The organism is Streptomyces sp. BE303, assembly GCF_036290945.1.
In the GTDB taxonomy this organism is placed as follows: domain Bacteria; phylum Actinomycetota; class Actinomycetes; order Streptomycetales; family Streptomycetaceae; genus Kitasatospora.
Genome location: NZ_JAQYWZ010000593.1, coordinates 40,382 through 56,839 on the forward strand (window position 1 = coordinate 40,382; position 16,458 = coordinate 56,839).

Genomic DNA, 16,458 nt, shown 5'->3' on the forward strand with positions numbered 1-16,458 from the left:
ATCACCGGCCGTTGTCGTCGTCGTGCCCGAGACCGCGGTCGGGCCTGCTCATGTCGCCCGTCGCGGGTGTGCCGTCGGCGAGCCCGTAGCGCAGGTACACGGTGCCCTGCGGGCCGGCCACCGGGGGTTCGAGGAGCGTGACGTTCGTGGGGACCGCGCCGCCGTCGAACACCTTCTTGCCGACGCCGAGCACGATCGGGTGCACCCAGAGGTCGAGGCGGTCGAAGAGCTTCTCGCGCAGGAGGCTCTGCACCAGGTCCAGGCTCCCGACGACCTTCACGTGCTCGTGCCGGTCACGGACCTCGCGCACCGCGCCCGCCAGGTCCGGGCCGAGCTGCGTGGACCCGGCCCACGGGAGGTCGGGCCTGCCGCGGGAGGCCACGTACTTCGGGACGCTGTTGAACAGCTCGGCGATCTCGCCGCCCTCCTGGTGCGGCCAGTGGGCGGCGAAGATGTCGTACGTCCGCCGGCCGAGCAGCAGGGCGTCCGTGCCCTCGTACGCGGCCAGGATCTGCGCTCCGGTGACCTCGTCGAGCAGGGGTGCCTGCCAGCCGCCGAACGGGAACCCCTCGGGGTCCTCGTCGGGGCCGCCGGGTGCCTGCCCGACGAGGTCGAGGGTCGTGAACAGCTCGATGTGGATGAGGCCCATATCCGTACTCCCGATGAGTTGGTCGTCCCGGTCGAGATGTAGACCTGTCGGAGCCGGAAAACTCATCGCCGCGCCGGTACCGGGCTTTCGTACCCGCCGACCGCCTCATCCGGCGCACCGCCGTCCGTGCCCGGATCGCACTCCCGGCCGCCTCGCACGGGCCCGCTCCCGGCGTTGCTCCGAAACCGGCCCCGACGGGTCAGCGGGCCAGGGAGACGGCGAACGGCTTGAAGCCGTGTCGGCGCAGGACGTGGGGAACCACGAGGATCATGGCCTCGGTGGCGCGGGCCGTGGCGATGCCGCCGAGGTCCTCGATCCATGCGGGCTGCCAGCCCAGGTCGCCGAGCAGGCCGGTGACGGTCCTCTTCGCGTTCTCGTCATCGCCCGAGAGATAGGCGGTCGGTGGGGTGGCCAGGCTCTCGGGAGCGGTCATGACCATGAACAGCATGGTGTTGAGGGTCTTCACCACGCGGGTGTCGGGGAGCGCGGCCTGGAGTTGCTCGGCGAGGCTGCTGCCGGGGTAGCACAGGTCGCCGGGCAGGCCGTCATCCGCGTCGCGGGTGGCGTTGGAGACATCGACGAGGAGCTTTCCGGCGAGCTCGGTGCGCAGGCCGGCCAAGCGGTCCAGCGAGGTGTGGCCGGGCGTCGCGTTGATCACGATGTCCGCGGTGCGGGCGGCGGTGCGCTGGTCGGCGAAGGCCGTCCGCGGGGCGCTGCCGGTGGCAAGGGCCGCGGCCTCTCCCGGGTTCCGGACCCCGAGGGTGACACGGTGTCCGGCTGCGGAGAGCCTGCCGGCGAGGTTGGCGCCGACGCGGCCGGCGCCCAGGATGCCGATGCTGGTCATGAGGTGATGCTCCTTGTGGTGTGAGGCGGGCGGGGCGGAGGGTGTCCGGTCAGACGATCGGGGACAGGACGTCGAGGGCGGCGGTGTGGATACCGGGGGCGGAGGCCAGGAAGTCGCGGCTGCCCGTGGTCCAGGGCTCGCCCGCCAGGTCGGTGACGGTGCCTCCGGCCTCGGCGACCAGCAGGGCACCGGCGACCAGCCCGGAGCGGACGTCGGAGAACTGCCAGAAGGCGTCCGTGCGTCCGGCCGCGACGTGGATGAGCTGCATGGTGGCGGGAACGGACACGCGCACGACCAGACCGTTGACGAGCATGGCGGAGACCGAGTCGCCGATCCGCCGGAAGGTGCGCTCGTCCTCGCCGGGCCTGGCCTGGCCGGTGCCGACGAGCGCGGCGCCCAGGTCGGTCTTGGCGGACACCTGCAGCGGCCGGCCGTCGAGGTGCGCACCCCCGCCGGCCACGGCGGTGTAGGTGTCGCCGGTCAGCGGCAGGTGGACGACGGTGAGCACCGGCCGGTTGTCGCGGACCAGGGTGGCGGTCACGGACCAGTCGTCCATGCCGTGGACGTGGTTGATGTTGCCCTCGGCGGGGTCGACGACCCACCACTCCCCGGGCGGGAGCGCGCCGCCGGCCAGCTCGTCCTCCGCCCACTGCGATCCGGGCCGGGCCCGCAGCAGCGGCTCCCGCAGCACGTCCAGCACCGCGTCGTCGTTGGCGTGGATCTCGGCGACGACCTCGTCCAGGCTCACACCCCGGGCGTGCGGGGTGTGGCGCCCGCGCAGGGTGAGGCCTGCGGTCCTCACCGCGGCGGTCACCTCGGGCAGGAGCGTCGTGTCGGCGGCGAAAGGCATGGCGGTGCTCATGGCGGGCTCCCCGGGTTCGATGTGTGCGGGCGGTCGGTCTCGCGCCTGCACTTCGAAGGTATGGCTCCCAGTCATTAACAACAAGTGCATGCCATTCACTTGTAGAATTACTGACATGCAATTGGATCTGAACCTGCTCACCGCTCTTGACGCACTGCTGGAAGAGGGCAGTGTCGCCGGCGCCGCAGCCCGACTCCACGTCACCGCACCGGCGATGAGCCGCTCCCTGGGCCGCATCCGCAAGGCCACCGGCGACCAGATCCTGGTCCGCACCGGCCGCAGCATGGTTCCCACCACCCGCGCGCTGGCCATGCGCGCCCAGGTCCACGCCCTCGTACAGCAGGCCCACCACCTCCTCTCCGCGCAGCAGGAACTCGACCTGGCAGCGCTGGACCGGGTGTTCACCGTGCGCTGGCACGACGCCCTGACCGCCGCCTGCGGCACCGCTCTGCTCACCGCCGTCCGCCGCCGGGCCCCCGGCGTCCGGCTGCGCCTGTCGGCCGAACCCGGGACGGACGACGCCGAGCTGCGCCGGGGCGAGGTCGACCTCGAATCGAGCTCCGGCGCTCCGACGCTCCCCGACATCCGGCACCGCCTCGTCGGCACCGACCGGCTGGTGGTCGCCGTCCGCCCGGGCCACCCCCTCAGCGAGGGGCCGCTGGACGTCGAGCGCTACGCGGCAGCCGAACACCTCACCGTTTCGCGACGCGGTAGCCTGCGCGACCCGATCGACGACGCCCTGACGGCCCGCGGCCTCGGACGACGCGTCGTCGCCGCCGGGCCCACCGCCGCGTTCGCGCTGCAGCTCGCCCTCGACACCGACCTGGTCGTCACCCTCCCCGACGCGATCACCCGCGCAGCCCGGGAGGGGCTCGGCCTGGTCACGCTGCCGCCGCCACTCCCGCTGCCCGAGGTTCCCCTGTACCTGCTGTGGCACCAGCGCTACGACGACGACCGCGCCCACACCTGGCTGCGGGACCTGGCCACCGAAACCGTCCGGGCGTCGTTTGCGCCGCCGACCGTCCCTCGACAGCCCCGCTGACTACCGGGCCCCGCGGCCGGTGGCGGGCGGGGTGCGCGGTCGCAGGCGTTCGCCCTGGGGCCCGAACATGATCAGGTACTCGACCGGCCCGCCCGAGCCCGCGTTCGCGACCCCGTGGGGGGTGCGGGTGTCGAACTCGGCGACGTCCCCGGCGGTCAGGACGAGGTCCTGTTCGCCGAGCGCGAGCCACAGCCGCCCGTACAGGACGCACAGCCACTCGTAGCCGTCGTGGGAGACCTGTCGTGGTCGCACCGGCCGGCCGTCGACGGAGGGCAGGACGTGCTTGTGGGCGTGCAGTCCGCCGACGTAGCGGGTCAGCGGCAGGACTGCCTTGTCGTCGCCGAGACTCAGCGGCACCGAGGCTCGGCGTTCGGCCGCAGGGGCAGGGGCAGGGGCGGTGCCGGCCAGCTCGTCCAGGGAGACGCCGTACTCCTTCGCCAGCAGCAGTACCACCTCCAGGGTGGGCTTGCGCCGGCCGGTCTCGATCCGCGACAGCGTGCTCGGCGAGATGCCGGTCGCACAGCTGACTCCGGTGAGCGTGGCGCCGCGGCGCTCGCGCACGGCCCGCAGGCGGGGCCCCATCGTCGCCAGTGTCCCGGCCACGTCGTCATCTGCCACCGCCGCTGCACCTCCCGAACGAACCTGGCGACCGTCTCCCTGTCCTGCGAGTTTGCCAGAACGGCAACGCCGATCGCCTCGGGCGGTCGCCGCGCCGCATGCTCGACGGGTACCCGCGACCACCCGCGACCACCCGCGATCACCCGCGACGACCCGCGATCACCGGCGAACCGAGGAGAACTCCCCATGCAGTCCGAGCCGTCCGCCGCCCCGAGCCACCGCATCGTCGAGGCCCCGGCCGGGCGCCTGCACCTGGTCGAGCAGGGCACCGGCCCGTTGGTCCTGCTCGTGCACGGCTTCCCCGAGTCCTGGTACTCCTGGCGCCGCCAGCTACCGGCCCTCGCCGCAGCCGGCTACCGGGCGGTGGCGATCGACGTACGCGGCTACGGCCGCTCCTCCAAGCCTGCGGCGACCGACGCCTACCGGATGCTCGACCTCGTGGAGGACAACGTGGCCGTCGTGCGGGCCCTCGGGGAGGAGGACGCGGTGGTCGTCGGCCACGACTGGGGCTCCAGCATCGCCGCCGCCTCCGCCCTGCTCCACCCCGAGGTGTTCCGCGCGGTCGGCCTGCTGAGCGTCCCCTACGCGCCGCCCGGCGGGCCCCGCCCCACCGAGGTGTTCGACCGGATCGGCGGCCCCGGGCAGGAGTTCTACGTCTCCTACTTCCAGGAGCCCGGCCGCGCCGAGGCGGAGATCGAGCTCGATGTCCGGGGCTGGCTCGCAGGCTTCTACGCGGCCCTGTCCGCCGACACCATGCCCGCCCGGGGCGAGCCCGACCCGCACTTCGTCGCCCGCGGCGGCCGGCTGCGCGACCGCTTCCCCGCCGGCGCCCTGCCGGCCTGGCTGACCGAGGACGACCTCGACGTCTACGCCGGGGAGTTCGAGCGCACCGGCCTGACCGGCGCCCTCAACCGCTACCGCGCCATGGACCGCGACTGGGAGGACCTCGCCCCCCACCGCGGAGCCCCGGTCACCCGGCCGTCCCTGTTCATCGGCGGCGCCCTGGACGCCTCCACCGCCTGGATGTCCGACGCGATCGCCGCCTTCCCCACCACCCTCCCCGGCCTGACGGCCTCCCACCTCCTGGACGGCTGCGGCCACTGGGTCCAGCAGGAACGCCCCGAGGAGGTCAACCGTCTGCTGACCGACTGGCTCGCCACCCTGACGGGCTGAACCGCCGACCGCGCCGAGGCCCGCCCGGGCGTGGCCGTGACGCGCTCCTGCGTGACGCCCGGAGCGGCTCGTCGGGCCCCGGGCAAGCCACCGACGAGCCGCCCGGAGGCCGCCCTCGCACCGGTCCCGGCGAGTGCTCGCTCCCCGCTGCTCTGTCGATCCGACTCGGACGGTGAACTCAACGCAGCGGACGGACAGCTGGGCTGCCTGGGAGCACGTCAGCTGCGCGGCCGAGGAGGCAACGCCCGCACCGGCCTGAGCGTGTGTACCGCCCGTACCTCGACAGCGGGTCCCGGCTCGGCCCGCGCAGCCCGGCCGGGCAACCGACCGGCATCGTCGACGGCGCCGGTACGGAGCCTGCGACCGGAGATGGCGTGCTGGGCGATGAGTTCTCGGTGCCGCCGGTCCTACCACCGCCGCCCCATGGACCGTTGCCGGGGGGAGTGGTGGGACCATCCTGACCACAGAGGGCCTGCTCCGGTGTCCGACGGCCGCTGAGCTGCTGGAACGGTGCCGGAGTAGGGGCCGTCCCGCCCGGCAGTCGGACCGCTGATACAGGCGACCCCTCGGCCACGACCCCCTTACCCCCTCGTCCGGGGTGGCTGGGATACTCGCCCCGACTGTTGATCATCCGGGGGAGAGACGTCGTGTTGACCTGGCTTGTTCGAATACTGTCCGCGCTCTCGTACGCCGCGATGGCCACGGTGGTCCTCTGGACCGCCGGGCTGCCCGGGGGAGTCGCCCTGCCGGTGGGCGGGTTGACGACGGCCGCCTGGATCGCCTTCGGACTGCTCTGGCTCAGGGTCGCCGCACTCTGGCTCTGGTGGTCGGACGACAACCACGGGTGGCTGTCACGGGCGGCGACCCGCCGCCGGTCCGTCTCCCTGGTCAAGGACGCGCCGCGCAGGCGGTTCAGCTCCCGGTTCTCGTCACGCGAGCCGTTCGACTTCGACAGCAAGGGGTGGGTGTACTCCCGGCAGGTGGCGGTCTGGCTGCTGCTTCCCGTGGCCTGCGCCGCGCTGGCCGGGTTCGCCCAGGCGTACGAGTCCGAGACCGTCCGCTCGGTGGTCCGCGCCGGAGCCTCGGTCTCCACCGCGACGGTGATCCAGGCGGACGGCATCAGCGAGAACGTCAGCGACGGCGACGTGGTCGGCTACTTCTCGAAGCTGACGCTGGCCCTGCCCGGCGGCGGCACCGTCCGGGCCGAGGGCGCGTACACCCCCGAGGAACCGGAGCCCGACACCAAGGTCGAGGTGCTCTGGGCGCCCTCCGCACCGGAGTTGGGCGGGCGCGTGCACTACGCCACCGACATGTCGCGCTACCTCGACCACGACTGGGGTCTGACAAGCGCCGACGCTCCAGCACTGGCCCTGGCCGTCGTGCTCGTCCTGTCGTTCGTGGTCACCATCGGCTTCGCCACGGAGGAGGACGGGCTCCAGGACCTTGCCCGGCGGCCGGTGGCCCAGACAGTACACGCGGTGGTGGTGGGCGGGGTCCTGTTGGCCTCACTCCCCTCGCTGGCCGGCACTGCGGACCCGGCCCACGCGACGGACCTGCTCTTCGCGTCCGGCATCGCCGTGCTCCTCCTCTACACCGGGATGCACCTCCGGCCCATGCTCGACTGACCCGCAGCGGCGACGGGCGCCACCCCGGTCGGCGCCCGTCGCCGCCCTCCGGCTCCGTCGGAGAGTCCGTACGGTCAGCAGGTCACGGCAGTCGAGACGGGGACCGTCGCCGTGACGGGGGAGAGCGGCGCGCTGCCGACGACGGTGGACGAGGTCGTCGCCGACCTGCTGGAGGGGCGCGGTGCCGAGAGCGAACCACCCGTACAGCCAGGACGGCCGGGGGGCGTCAGCGCCTGGACGTTGTCCGGTTCGGAGACCCACTCGCCGTGCGGAAGTCAGCGGTGTTCAGCGGTGTTCAGCGGTGGTCGGGCGGCTGGTCCGGCGGGTGCGGAGTCCCGTTCGTCTCCGGGCCGGTCTCGCGTTCCGCGCGGAGTGCCCCGGCGACTTCGTGGGCCCGACCGGGGTGGTAGACCGTCACCGCCTCGGGCGCGGAGTACATCGCGCCGGCCCGGGGCGTGTACCGGCGGCTGCGGACGCCGTGCCGGGTGGCCAGTTCGTCGACCGCGCTGACAGGCACGTGCCACAGGGCGGCCAGGTCCGATCCCGTCCACCATTCGTCGGGGTACAGGAATTCCCGGTCGACCTCCGTCCGATGCTCCACCGCCACGGAGGTCGGACCGAGTCGGGCGGTCAGCCAGTCGATCAGTGCCTCCGTGCGGACCTCGCACAGCGGGGCCCGGAACGCCGGTTCGCACTTCACTGCCGCCCCTTCGCGGGTGTGCAGGACCACGGCAATCGACTTTCGTCGCCCCAGCCTGAGCCGCTCGATGACGACGACGCGCTGGAGGCCGGCTGCGGAAACGGTCGAGGAGCGAAGGAGACGCGCGATCACGACGCGGGCCGCGTCCCCCTGGGGGCGGAACTCGATCCACCGCACCATCGTGGCCGCCGACACGAACACCATGGCCGTGGCGAGCGCGATCACGGCCACGACCGCGAGCCCCAGGCCGGCCCAGAGGATGGCCCAGAGGAGTCCGGAACCGGTGAGCGCTGCGACCAGTAGGACCGGCAGCAGGATGGGGGCCGCGATCCACAACGGGACCATGACGCCGCCGCCGAGCGCGAGGCCCAGCTCCTGGATCCTCCTCGGCACGAACACCAGCCGCTCACCCGATGCCGTCGTCGACACCACTCCCGCCAACGGGTCCGGGCTTCGCAGGGTCATGAGTCAAATGTAGCTACTGGCGAGCCAGTTGGTAAGAAATGCGTGGCGATGCCCTGATGTCTGCCGCGTCGTGGCGACGCAGCGCGTGCGCCACGGGCAGGTGGTGCTCGGAGCCGGGGCGGGTGCGGTTGGCGCGCGAGTGGCCCTGCAGCATGATCCGCCTACGGCGGCTCCGGACAGCAATCTGGAACGACCAGTAGTGTCCAAATCAGCGGCACCATCAGGGTGGGCGTCGCCGCCGGACCTGCGTCGGCCTACACCGGCACCGTTCAACAACCAAGGACTGCTCATGCTCCTCGACCCTGACGCGACGCTCGAAGCCGTCGCATCAAACCTGCAGGACCTGCCGTTCCCGTGGAGCGGGGATCCCGTCGAAATCGTGGGCTGGGGCTTCTCGAACGTGGTGCTCCGGGCCGGCGCCGACGTCCTCATCAGGGTGCCGCGCACTCCCGGAGCCAAGGACAGAAGCCAGCGCACTGCCGAGGTCCTGCGGCGACTGCCGCTCCTGCCGCTGGCCGTCCCCGAGGTGCTCGGAGTGCTTCCGGCCGGGCCGCGGCTGCCGTTCGGCGCCGTGCTTCTCAGGAAGCTGCCAGGCGCTGTCGTGGACGATGACGTCGCTCGCGCGGATCGTGAAGCGTTCACCGGTGACCTGGCCGCTTTCCTCTCGGCGCTGCACAACTGCGGCGACGAACCGGTCCTGGACATCCTCCGAGCGGACGGCGCCGGACGGGCGGTCGACGTCCTTGACGCCGCGACGGCGGCAGCCACCGCGGACCTGCTGGCCGGTCGCGAGCGGCAGGTGTTCGAACGATGGGCCACCGCCTATCGGCGGTGGTTCGCCGGTGCCGAGGTCGTGCCGATCCACGGTGATGTCTGGCCCGGCAACCTCCTGCACACCTCCGGGAGGCTGTCCGGTGCCCTGGACTGGGACGAGGCGAGGGTCGGCCCGCGGGCGGTCGATCTGTGCGGTGTCTGGTACCTGGGCCGCGACTTCGCCGAGGAGGCGGTGCGTGCCTACGCGGCCCGGAACGCCTGTGACTTCGAGGTCTTGCACGAAGAGACCAGGCTCGCCGGAGTCCGACGTGAACTGCGGGGCGTCACCTGGTCCTTGCGCCACGACGACCCCGAGGAACTCAAGGAGTCCCTGGACAAGGTGCGGCGTTCCCTGCGCGAGTTCCTGCTCCCGCCCGGCTGACACGGCCGCCGCCCGCGCTCGTAGCGCCTGCGGAGGCGCTCGAACTTGCGCAGCCGGGCGACCCGCTGGTCATGTGAACGCAGGGATGGGCAGGTTCGCGCCCTCACCCTCTCGTCCATCGACAGCTACCGTGATCCGCTCCGCTCCCGGGCCATCCTCATCACTGACCTCCGGATCACCGGCACCTGTCCCTCTTCCGGGCGGGTGACAGACGGCGCGCGGGGCCCGGCTGCCGGACCCTCGCCGGGAGCCTCACAGTGAACCGACGATCCGTCATCACCTACCTGCGGGTAACGGGCGGGTGTCCCGGCCCCGCTGCCCGGGCGGCCGTCCAGAACTGCCCGAGCCTACCGCCGGCCCGCAGCCGGTTCGGAGCGCCCGGCGCCGTCAACACCACACCCGAACAGAGGACTTCGCGCATGGACGGTGCCGGGTCACCGCGAGGGTGCCGCACCCGGCCCCGCCGCCGCCCTCATGGCGTCAGGAACAGCTCCTCCAGGTGGCGGGCCAGGATCGCCAGCGCTTCGTCGCCCGTGCGCTGGCCGCCCAGAACGCTGGAGCCCAGGCCGTTGACCATGGCGAGCAGCCCGGCGGCGGCGATCCCGGGATCCCGGCCGAGGGCGATCTCCCCGGCCTCCTGGGCCGCGCGGAGCTGCTTCGCGAGGAAGCCCTCCAGCACCTCGGGCTGCCGGGCGCCGTGCTTCTCCATCACCTCGGGGTCGTTGAGGACCAGGGTGTAGTAGGCGGCGTAGGTCCGGGTGATCCGGCGACTCTCCGGGTCGGTCGGCAGGATGCTCGACAGGATCGCGGTCACGACGCCGCGAGGCGTGGGCGGGGAGCCCGCCGTCTCGGCGATCCACCGCTCCATCCGGGCCTGGAGTTGGGCGGCGATCCTGGTCAGTGCGTCCAGGAGTAGCCCCTGTTTGGTCTCGAAGTAGTACTGCACGAGCCGTAGGGAGACGCCCGCCTCGGTCGCCACCGCCCGCATGCTGGCCGACTGCAGGCCCTGAGTGTCGGCGATCCGGAGCAGCGCCTCCGCGATCTGTCGGCGGCGTTCCTCGTGGTCGACCTTCATCCACACCTCCCTGGTACATCCGTATCATGCCGTGATACACCTGTACCATGCGAATCAGTCGGTTCAAGAACGACCAGGCCGGGGCGCGATACCGGACCGCCTACGAGCGGGCCTTGGCGGAACTGTGGCCCGGAGCGCGGACCGCGCTCGACGTGCCGACCACCTTCGGGACCACCCGCGTCTACCGAACGGGACCACCGAGCGACGGTCCCGACGAGGACCCGATCGTGCTGCTGCCCGGCTCCGGCGGGAACGCTCTGATGTGGCACCGGTACGTCGAGGTCCTGGCCCGGCGCCGTCCGGTCCTCGCCGTCGACACCGTCGGCGAACCGGGCGCGAGCGTGCAGACCGCGCCGATGGCCGACGGCCGCGACGGTGCCGCCTGGCTGGACGAACTCCTGGCCGCCCTGGGCATCCCGGCCGCCCACCTCGTCGGCTGCTCCTACGGCGGCTGGCTCGCGCTCAGCCACCAGATCCACCGTCCCGGCCGCACCGCTTCGCTCACCCTGGTCGACCCCGCGGGCTTCGCCGGGTTCGGGCCTCGGTTCTACGGCTGGCTGATCGTCGGCGCCCTCGCTGCCACCGCGCCGCGTCCGCTCCGCCCCGGCCTGGCCCGGCTGGTCGGCAACAGCGCGATCCTGGAGGGCGAGCTGATGCGCCTGATGCGCGCTTCGACCGGTTTCCGCCGCGCGCTCCCGGTGCCTCCGGTCTTCTCCGACGAGGAGTTGGGCCGCGTCCGGGTCCCGGCGCTGGTCCTGCTCGGGGCGCGCAGCGCGCTGCACGACTCGCGCGCCGTCGCCGACCGCCTGGGCCGGGTCGCGCCCTCGGTCCGGGTCGAGATCGTGCCGGGCGCCGGCCACGCCCTGCCGACCGACCGGCCGGAACTGGTGGCCGACCGCGTCCTGCGGACCGTCGGGGCGTAGTGCCCTCAGGTGCGCCGTTCTTCCGGGTGGCCGCGAGCGCGCCCCTCCCCGGGGCGGACGCGGCGGCGCGTACAACATCCGTGTACCGCTCGTCCCTTGCGAACGGAACCATCGATCAGCCGACCCCCTGCATCAGCTGAACGACGAGAGCCGGCCGCCTCGCGGCCTCGACGCGGTCCGGGGAGCGCAGTGCCCGCACGAACGGGCGCTACGGGGGGCCAACCCCACGTGGCTCCACTCCCCGGTCGGTCCGCCTGTGCGACCACACCGAGTCGCGAAGTTCCACAAAGATCGACGGGGCGTGCAGGGAAGTTCCCTGCAATCCTCCAGGAACAATCAGGCAAAAGCGGCATGCGATAGTGGACGGAGTAAAAGCGGAATAGATAACTCCGAGTAATCGGCCGGAGTGATGAAGCCAGTGAGTGCATGGCGCTCCCTGCGCTGCTAGCTTCTTTTCGGCGTCGACTCGGTGCTGACGCGGAATATCCACTGACTCGGGCTTGGGCACACCCGGTGGGCCGCCTCGCCGGGGCGGCCCACTCTGCACCGGATCAACGAGGAAGAAGAAATGGCAAGCGTCGGTCTTTCCGGAGTTCACCGGACCTATGCGACGAGCAGCGGAGACGTTCACGCGGTGAGCGGCGTAGATCTCGAAGTCGCCGACGGGGAATTCGCCGCGCTGCGCCCCCGGACCGACTCACGGCTCCGCGAGCGCTGAGGGCCGCGAGGTCGCTCCCCTCCGGAGCTAAGGACACGGTCCGGGTGATGCTGGACGAACGGCGGAGTCCGGAGCAGACAGGCCGGGCTCTGCGGGCGCAGTTCCCCGGAGCGGCCGGAGATGCGCGTGGCCCACGAAGCCGTCTACCAGACGCGCTACAGGCTGACCCCCCGTCCCGCGCGGGGAGGACCTGCTCGAACCTCGTCCGGGAGATGCCGATACCGGCCGCCCGACCCGACCCCCGCCCGCGCGGGGAGGACAGCGGGCGGCTGCGCTTGGCACGGTGCTCAGTGGGGTGCGCCGTGGGTGGCCGCCCAGCCGCCCAGCCGCTCGGCACCGTGCGGTCGCCTGCGGAGGAACCCCTTCGAGCTGGCCTCATCCGGACACGGAGGAGTCTTGACCCCCTTGCCCCGACGTGAACATGATGGACCGTCACATAACGATTCCGCCGACGGGGGCGTCCGCCCCGTACCCGGCGCCGGCCCGTCTGGGTAGGGCTGTCGGCCCCCGGTCGGCGGCGGGGCCGGGGCCCGTCGACGGGGTGTGTCGTCCCCTCCTCCCGTCGTGGTCCGCGGGACCGGGGTTCCCGGGACCGCGCCTCGCCCGGCGGATCTCCCGTGCCCGGGCCCGGAAAGGCACCCCATGCCCCCGCGTCACCGGCTCGTTCGCCTGCTCGCGACACCGGCGCTGGCCGCCGTCCTTCTGCCGCTCTCTATCGCCCCCGCAACCGCCGTCCCCGCCGCGGGTGGTGGTTCGCCGGCCCTGGTCACCACCCTCCTGCCGCGCGAGGTCTCGGCCGGCTGGCTGGCCCGGCAACTCGTGGACGGCGACCACTTCGAGAGGGTCGTCGCCGGTACCGTCCGCCCCGACCAGGACCTCACCGTCGACGCCGTGCTGGCCTTCGCGGCCGCGGCCACCGCTGACGACGCCGGAGCCCGCGCCACCGCCTGGCTGGCCCGCCCCGACATCCTCGCCGACTACCTCGGCGACGGCACCACCGAGGCCTACGCGGGCCCCACCGCGAAGCTGCTGCTGCTCGCCCAGGTCCGCGGGCTGGACCCGACGAACTTCGGCGGCGTCGACCTCGTCGCCCGGCTCCTCTCGCTGCTGGCCCCGAACGGCCGCTTCGCCGACCGCTCCCAGTCGGGCGACCGTAGCGACGTCGCCAGCCAGTCGTTCGCCCTGATCGCCCTCTCGCGCACTGCGGCGGGTATCCCGCAGAGCGCCCGCGGCTTCCTGAGCGCCGGCCAGTGCCCGACCGGCGGTTACCCCGCTGCCTTCGGCCCGACCACCTGCACCGGCGACCCCGACGCCACCGCGCTCGGCATCCAGGGCTTCAACGCCGGAAACGGCGCGGGCTCCTCCGGGTACGCCATGGGATGGCTGGTCAACCAGCAGCGCCCGGACGGCGGTTTCGTGTCCCCCGGCGCCACCGAGCCCAACGCCGTGACCACGGGCCGGGCATCCCACACCCTGTTCACCGTCGGCTCCAGCGGCGGATACCGGGCCTTCAAGTGGCTGGAGCCGCGCCAGCTGCGCTGCGCCGCTGCTCCGGAGCAGCGCGGCGCCGTCCCGTACAACTCGACCGGCTTCGACCAGGCCACCGCCGTGCGGGCCACCGTCCAGGCCACCCTGGCGTTCTCCCCCGGGCTGAAGGGCTTCGCCAGGCTGAGCGCGGCCGGTGCGAAGCCGGAGTCGCCCGTCCTGTCGTGCTAGCCGGGCGTTGTCCTGGCGATCACGGGCGGCGCCAGACGGCACTGCTCTGCCAAGTGATCTTGACGGATGGCAGGGGAGGGGGCGGTCGTCGGGCTACGAATTCCCTATCACCCGCACAGTGTGTCGGCCGGAAAGTGATCAGCACCCGATCGAAAGAATCGAAGGGGAGGAGGTGGCAAACCTCCATCCCCAACTCTTCGAGGATGGCCACGTCGACCGGACGGACATCGGCCCCCAGAGGATCTGTGTCATTCAGGGGAGCAGATCCCGTTCTCCCGGAGGCACGGAAGGATTGACAGGGGACGACGTCGATCGCCGGCTCCTTCGTCACCAACCACCGCGCGCCGGCGACATCCCCTCCGTCTCCTACGTGGTGGCAGGGCGGCGACGCCGGCCGCACCGAGTACCCGAGCCAACCGGTACCGGGCGCGGAACCGGCCTGCCTACCCCTCGTCGACCTCCTGGTCGACGGCTTGGTTGGCGCGGTCGATCTCGGCCATGTGCTCCTCCGCCCAGGTCCGCAGCCCTGCAAGCGCGGCTTCCAGGGACAGCCCGAGTCCGGTGAGTCGGTAGAAGACCCGCGGCGGTACGGTCGGTTCGACCCGACGCGACACCAGCCCGTCGCGGGTCAGGCTTCGCAGCGTCACGGACAGCATCTTCTGCGAGACGCCGGGCATCCGGCGTCTCAGCTCTGCGAAGCGCACCTCGTCCGGTGCGGCATCGGCGAGCGTCTTGACGGCCATGGACGTCCACTTCGTGCCGATGCGGTCCAGCAACTGCCGCGTCGGGCAGTGGGGATCGAACAGATCGCCGTGTACCCCACGACCGGCGGCCCCGGCTCCTGGGGTGGTCACCTGTGGCTCACCACCTTCCCTGAAAGTGCCGTCTAGGAAGCAGCCGGACAGTTACCTATCGTTCTGTGGTCACCAATGGTAACCAGTCGGAGGAGCCGTCATGCCCGTCACCACCGCACACCACCTGCGCCGCATCGCGACGAACGGCGTTCAACTCAACGTCGCAATCGCCGGGGACGGACCCGCGGTCCTCCTGCTGCACGGCTTCCCGCACACCTGGCAGCTCTGGAGCGGCATCATGGGCCGACTGGCCGGACGGCACCGGGTCATCGCCCCGGACCTGCGAGGCTTCGGCGCCAGTGCACGTGCCGTCGAGGGTTACGACGCAGGCACCCTGGCCGCCGACGCCGAAGGGCTGCTCGACGCACTCGGCGAGCCCTCGGCAGCGGTGGTCGGCATCGACGCGGGCACCGCCCCCGCCGTCCTGCTCGCGCTGCGCCGGCCCGGCCTCGTCCGGCGCCTGGTCGTGATGGAGGCACTGCTCGGCCGCCTGCCCGGAGCCGAACACGTCGTCGCGGGCGGCCCCCCGTGGTGGTTCGGCTTCCACGCCGTCCCCGGCCTCGCCGAGACCGTCCTGGCCGGCAACGAGGCCCCGTACATCGACTGGTTCCTCGACTCGGGGACGCTCGGACGAGGAGTACCCGACGACATCCGTGCGGCCTTCGTTCACGCGTACACCGGGAGCGAGGCCCTCCGCTGCGCGTTCTCCTACTACCGGGCCCTGCCCACCAGCGCGCAGCAGATCCAGGACGCCGCCGCGACGGCTCGGCTGACCATGCCCACCATGGCCGTCGGCTCTCACCCCGTCGGCACCGGGCTCGAACGCCAACTCCGCCCCATCGCCGATGACCTGGTCGGACACCACCTCCAGGACTGCGGCCACATCATCCCCCTCGACCGCCCCGACGCGTTGTTCGCGCTCCTTGCTCCCTTCCTGTCCGCCGATCTGCCGAAGTGACCGGATCGGCGATGGCAGTGCCGCCGGAGTCGCTGCGCTCGGGGGTCAGTCCCGCAGGGTGGCGATGGCCTTCTCGATGCGCCGCCGGCGCGTCTCGGGCTTCCTCGCGCTCTCGACGGCGCGCACATGCTCGTGCTTGCGGCTCTGGGAAAGGTTGTCGTACGTCGCGCGGGCGACCGGGTCGCCGTCCAGGGCCCGGACGAAGTCCGGGGGCTCGACGACGACGCGCGGCTCGGTGTCGAGTTCCAGCTCGACCTCGACCTCCTCGCCGATCGCGACATCCGCGGCTTGCCGGTTGGCGTTGCTGAGGCCGAGCAGGTGGCGGCCGCGCATGATGGCGACCCGGCTCTTCCAGGAATGCCCGTTGACCGTGATCGTCACTGGCGGCCGCGCGCCGCCGCCGAGCGCTGCCACCACCTCGGGCGGAACCTCCAGGCCCCGCATGGGCTCGGGTGGTTCGACGTGGGCCCGAAACTTCATGATCCTTCTCCTGTCGTTCTGCAGGCTCACCGTGGATCCGGCGCCCGCCCGGCTCCGATCCAGCCGCTCCCACGTCCCGTACCGGGACCGTCGCCGTGTCCCGGTGACGGCTGTGAGGCCAGGAGACCGTGGTTACTCGGCGTAGGGCTGGTCGGCCCCCGGGCCCGGGGCGCTGTAGCCGAGGCTCCAGATGTAGCCCTCCGGGTCGGCGAAGGTGCCGCCGTACCCGCCCCACGGCAGAGCGCCGGCGGGCTTGAGGATCGTGGCACCGGCCTTCTGGGCCTCCGCCATGATCTCGTCGACCCGTGCCTCACTGCGGACGACGTAGGTCAGAACCAGCCCGCTGAAGCCGCTGCCTTCCGGGTCCGTGCCCACCTGCCCGGCCAGACCCTCGCGACCGTAGAAGCCGACCGGCGAGGCGCCGTCCGAGTCGAAGAACACCGAGATGCCGTAGTCGTCCTTGATCTTCCAGCCGAGCCCCTCGGTGTAGAACTGCTTGGCCCGGTCCATGTCGCGGACACCGAGGAGGATCGAGCTGACGTGCGCCTTCATGTCTTGCTC

The 16,458-nt window shown here is 72.2% G+C and carries 16 protein-coding genes; 7 read left to right on the forward strand and 9 right to left on the reverse strand.

Annotation, left to right across the window (positions count from 1 at the left end; genetic code table 11):
* Window position 1 precedes the first annotated feature (1 nt).
* From PUR56_RS13150 to PUR56_RS13160, 3 genes are all read right to left on the reverse strand, one after another.
* Window positions 2-649, reverse strand: a complete 648-nt coding sequence (locus tag PUR56_RS13150; RefSeq protein ID WP_329949034.1) for a dihydrofolate reductase family protein — start codon at window positions 647-649, stop codon at window positions 2-4.
* Window positions 650-848: 199 nt separating this feature from the next.
* Complete coding sequence (locus tag PUR56_RS13155) at window positions 849-1,493, reverse strand: NADPH-dependent F420 reductase (RefSeq protein WP_329879769.1); 645 nt, start codon at window positions 1,491-1,493, stop codon at window positions 849-851.
* 49 nt (window positions 1,494-1,542) lie between these two features.
* Complete coding sequence (locus PUR56_RS13160) at window positions 1,543-2,355, reverse strand: inositol monophosphatase family protein (RefSeq protein ID WP_329949035.1); 813 nt, start codon at window positions 2,353-2,355, stop codon at window positions 1,543-1,545.
* Between the two features lie 115 nt (window positions 2,356-2,470).
* Between PUR56_RS13160 and PUR56_RS13165 the strand changes: the two genes are divergently transcribed.
* Window positions 2,471-3,397, forward strand: a complete 927-nt coding sequence (locus PUR56_RS13165) for a LysR family transcriptional regulator (protein WP_329949036.1) — start codon at window positions 2,471-2,473, stop codon at window positions 3,395-3,397.
* Here the strand turns inward: PUR56_RS13165 and PUR56_RS13170 are convergent, their stop codons facing one another.
* Complete coding sequence (locus tag PUR56_RS13170) at window positions 3,398-4,015, reverse strand: helix-turn-helix domain-containing protein (protein WP_329949037.1); 618 nt, start codon at window positions 4,013-4,015, stop codon at window positions 3,398-3,400.
* 186 nt (window positions 4,016-4,201) lie between these two features.
* Between PUR56_RS13170 and PUR56_RS13175 the strand changes: the two genes are divergently transcribed.
* Window positions 4,202-5,188: an alpha/beta fold hydrolase gene (locus PUR56_RS13175; RefSeq protein ID WP_329949038.1), complete on the forward strand. Its 987-nt coding sequence runs from the start codon at window positions 4,202-4,204 to the stop codon at window positions 5,186-5,188.
* Between the two features lie 647 nt (window positions 5,189-5,835).
* On the forward strand, window positions 5,836-6,813 hold the full coding sequence (locus tag PUR56_RS13180) for a hypothetical protein (protein ID WP_329949039.1): 978 nt from the start codon (window positions 5,836-5,838) through the stop codon (window positions 6,811-6,813).
* Between the two features lie 295 nt (window positions 6,814-7,108).
* On the opposite strand, the gene PUR56_RS13185 is transcribed toward PUR56_RS13180, so the two are convergent.
* Window positions 7,109-7,978 (reverse strand): hypothetical protein, encoded by an 870-nt coding sequence (locus tag PUR56_RS13185; RefSeq protein WP_329949040.1) that lies wholly within the window; start codon window positions 7,976-7,978, stop codon window positions 7,109-7,111.
* A 289-nt stretch (window positions 7,979-8,267) separates the two neighbouring features.
* Here PUR56_RS13185 and PUR56_RS13190 point away from each other — a divergent pair, with 289 nt between their 5' ends.
* Window positions 8,268-9,173, forward strand: a complete 906-nt coding sequence (locus PUR56_RS13190) for a phosphotransferase family protein (RefSeq protein ID WP_329949041.1) — start codon at window positions 8,268-8,270, stop codon at window positions 9,171-9,173.
* Between the two features lie 472 nt (window positions 9,174-9,645).
* Here the strand turns inward: PUR56_RS13190 and PUR56_RS13195 are convergent, their stop codons facing one another.
* Window positions 9,646-10,248 carry a TetR/AcrR family transcriptional regulator gene (locus PUR56_RS13195; RefSeq protein WP_329949042.1) on the reverse strand — a complete coding sequence of 201 codons (603 nt, stop codon included), beginning with the start codon at window positions 10,246-10,248 and terminating at the stop codon, window positions 9,646-9,648.
* A gap of 47 nt (window positions 10,249-10,295) precedes the next feature.
* Here PUR56_RS13195 and PUR56_RS13200 point away from each other — a divergent pair, with 47 nt between their 5' ends.
* Together PUR56_RS13200 and PUR56_RS13205 are read left to right on the forward strand one after the other, a co-directional pair.
* On the forward strand, window positions 10,296-11,171 hold the full coding sequence (locus PUR56_RS13200; RefSeq protein WP_329949043.1) for an alpha/beta fold hydrolase: 876 nt from the start codon (window positions 10,296-10,298) through the stop codon (window positions 11,169-11,171).
* Between the two features lie 1,360 nt (window positions 11,172-12,531).
* Window positions 12,532-13,605 (forward strand): peptidase, encoded by a 1,074-nt coding sequence (locus tag PUR56_RS13205; protein ID WP_329949044.1) that lies wholly within the window; start codon window positions 12,532-12,534, stop codon window positions 13,603-13,605.
* Between the two features lie 443 nt (window positions 13,606-14,048).
* On the opposite strand, the gene PUR56_RS13210 is transcribed toward PUR56_RS13205, so the two are convergent.
* On the reverse strand, window positions 14,049-14,459 hold the full coding sequence (locus PUR56_RS13210; RefSeq protein ID WP_329949045.1) for a winged helix-turn-helix transcriptional regulator: 411 nt from the start codon (window positions 14,457-14,459) through the stop codon (window positions 14,049-14,051).
* A 100-nt stretch (window positions 14,460-14,559) separates the two neighbouring features.
* Between PUR56_RS13210 and PUR56_RS13215 the strand changes: the two genes are divergently transcribed.
* Entirely contained in the window at window positions 14,560-15,417 is an 858-nt protein-coding gene (locus PUR56_RS13215) for an alpha/beta fold hydrolase (RefSeq protein WP_329949046.1), read from the forward strand.
* A gap of 45 nt (window positions 15,418-15,462) precedes the next feature.
* Here the strand turns inward: PUR56_RS13215 and PUR56_RS13220 are convergent, their stop codons facing one another.
* Both PUR56_RS13220 and PUR56_RS13225 read right to left on the reverse strand, forming a co-directional pair.
* Window positions 15,463-15,897: a YdeI/OmpD-associated family protein gene (locus tag PUR56_RS13220; protein WP_329949047.1), complete on the reverse strand. Its 435-nt coding sequence runs from the start codon at window positions 15,895-15,897 to the stop codon at window positions 15,463-15,465.
* 132 nt (window positions 15,898-16,029) lie between these two features.
* Window positions 16,030-16,449, reverse strand: a complete 420-nt coding sequence (locus PUR56_RS13225; RefSeq protein ID WP_329879781.1) for a VOC family protein — start codon at window positions 16,447-16,449, stop codon at window positions 16,030-16,032.
* Window positions 16,450-16,458: the final 9 nt, after the last annotated feature.

Coding starts and splice junctions, on each gene's coding strand:
- PUR56_RS13150 (WP_329949034.1), bottom strand. CDS start 649: ATGGGCCTCATCCACATCGAGCTGTTCACGACCCTCGACCTCGTCGGG.
- PUR56_RS13155 (WP_329879769.1), bottom strand. CDS start 1,493: ATGACCAGCATCGGCATCCTGGGCGCCGGCCGCGTCGGCGCCAACCTC.
- PUR56_RS13160 (WP_329949035.1), bottom strand. CDS start 2,355: ATGAGCACCGCCATGCCTTTCGCCGCCGACACGACGCTCCTGCCCGAG.
- PUR56_RS13165 (WP_329949036.1), top strand. CDS start 2,471: ATGCAATTGGATCTGAACCTGCTCACCGCTCTTGACGCACTGCTGGAA.
- PUR56_RS13175 (WP_329949038.1), top strand. CDS start 4,202: ATGCAGTCCGAGCCGTCCGCCGCCCCGAGCCACCGCATCGTCGAGGCC.
- PUR56_RS13185 (WP_329949040.1), bottom strand. CDS start 7,978: ATGACCCTGCGAAGCCCGGACCCGTTGGCGGGAGTGGTGTCGACGACG.
- PUR56_RS13190 (WP_329949041.1), top strand. CDS start 8,268: ATGCTCCTCGACCCTGACGCGACGCTCGAAGCCGTCGCATCAAACCTG.
- PUR56_RS13195 (WP_329949042.1), bottom strand. CDS start 10,248: ATGAAGGTCGACCACGAGGAACGCCGCCGACAGATCGCGGAGGCGCTG.
- PUR56_RS13200 (WP_329949043.1), top strand. CDS start 10,296: ATGCGAATCAGTCGGTTCAAGAACGACCAGGCCGGGGCGCGATACCGG.
- PUR56_RS13205 (WP_329949044.1), top strand. CDS start 12,532: ATGCCCCCGCGTCACCGGCTCGTTCGCCTGCTCGCGACACCGGCGCTG.
- PUR56_RS13215 (WP_329949046.1), top strand. CDS start 14,560: ATGCCCGTCACCACCGCACACCACCTGCGCCGCATCGCGACGAACGGC.
- PUR56_RS13220 (WP_329949047.1), bottom strand. CDS start 15,897: ATGAAGTTTCGGGCCCACGTCGAACCACCCGAGCCCATGCGGGGCCTG.
- PUR56_RS13225 (WP_329879781.1), bottom strand. CDS start 16,449: ATGAAGGCGCACGTCAGCTCGATCCTCCTCGGTGTCCGCGACATGGAC.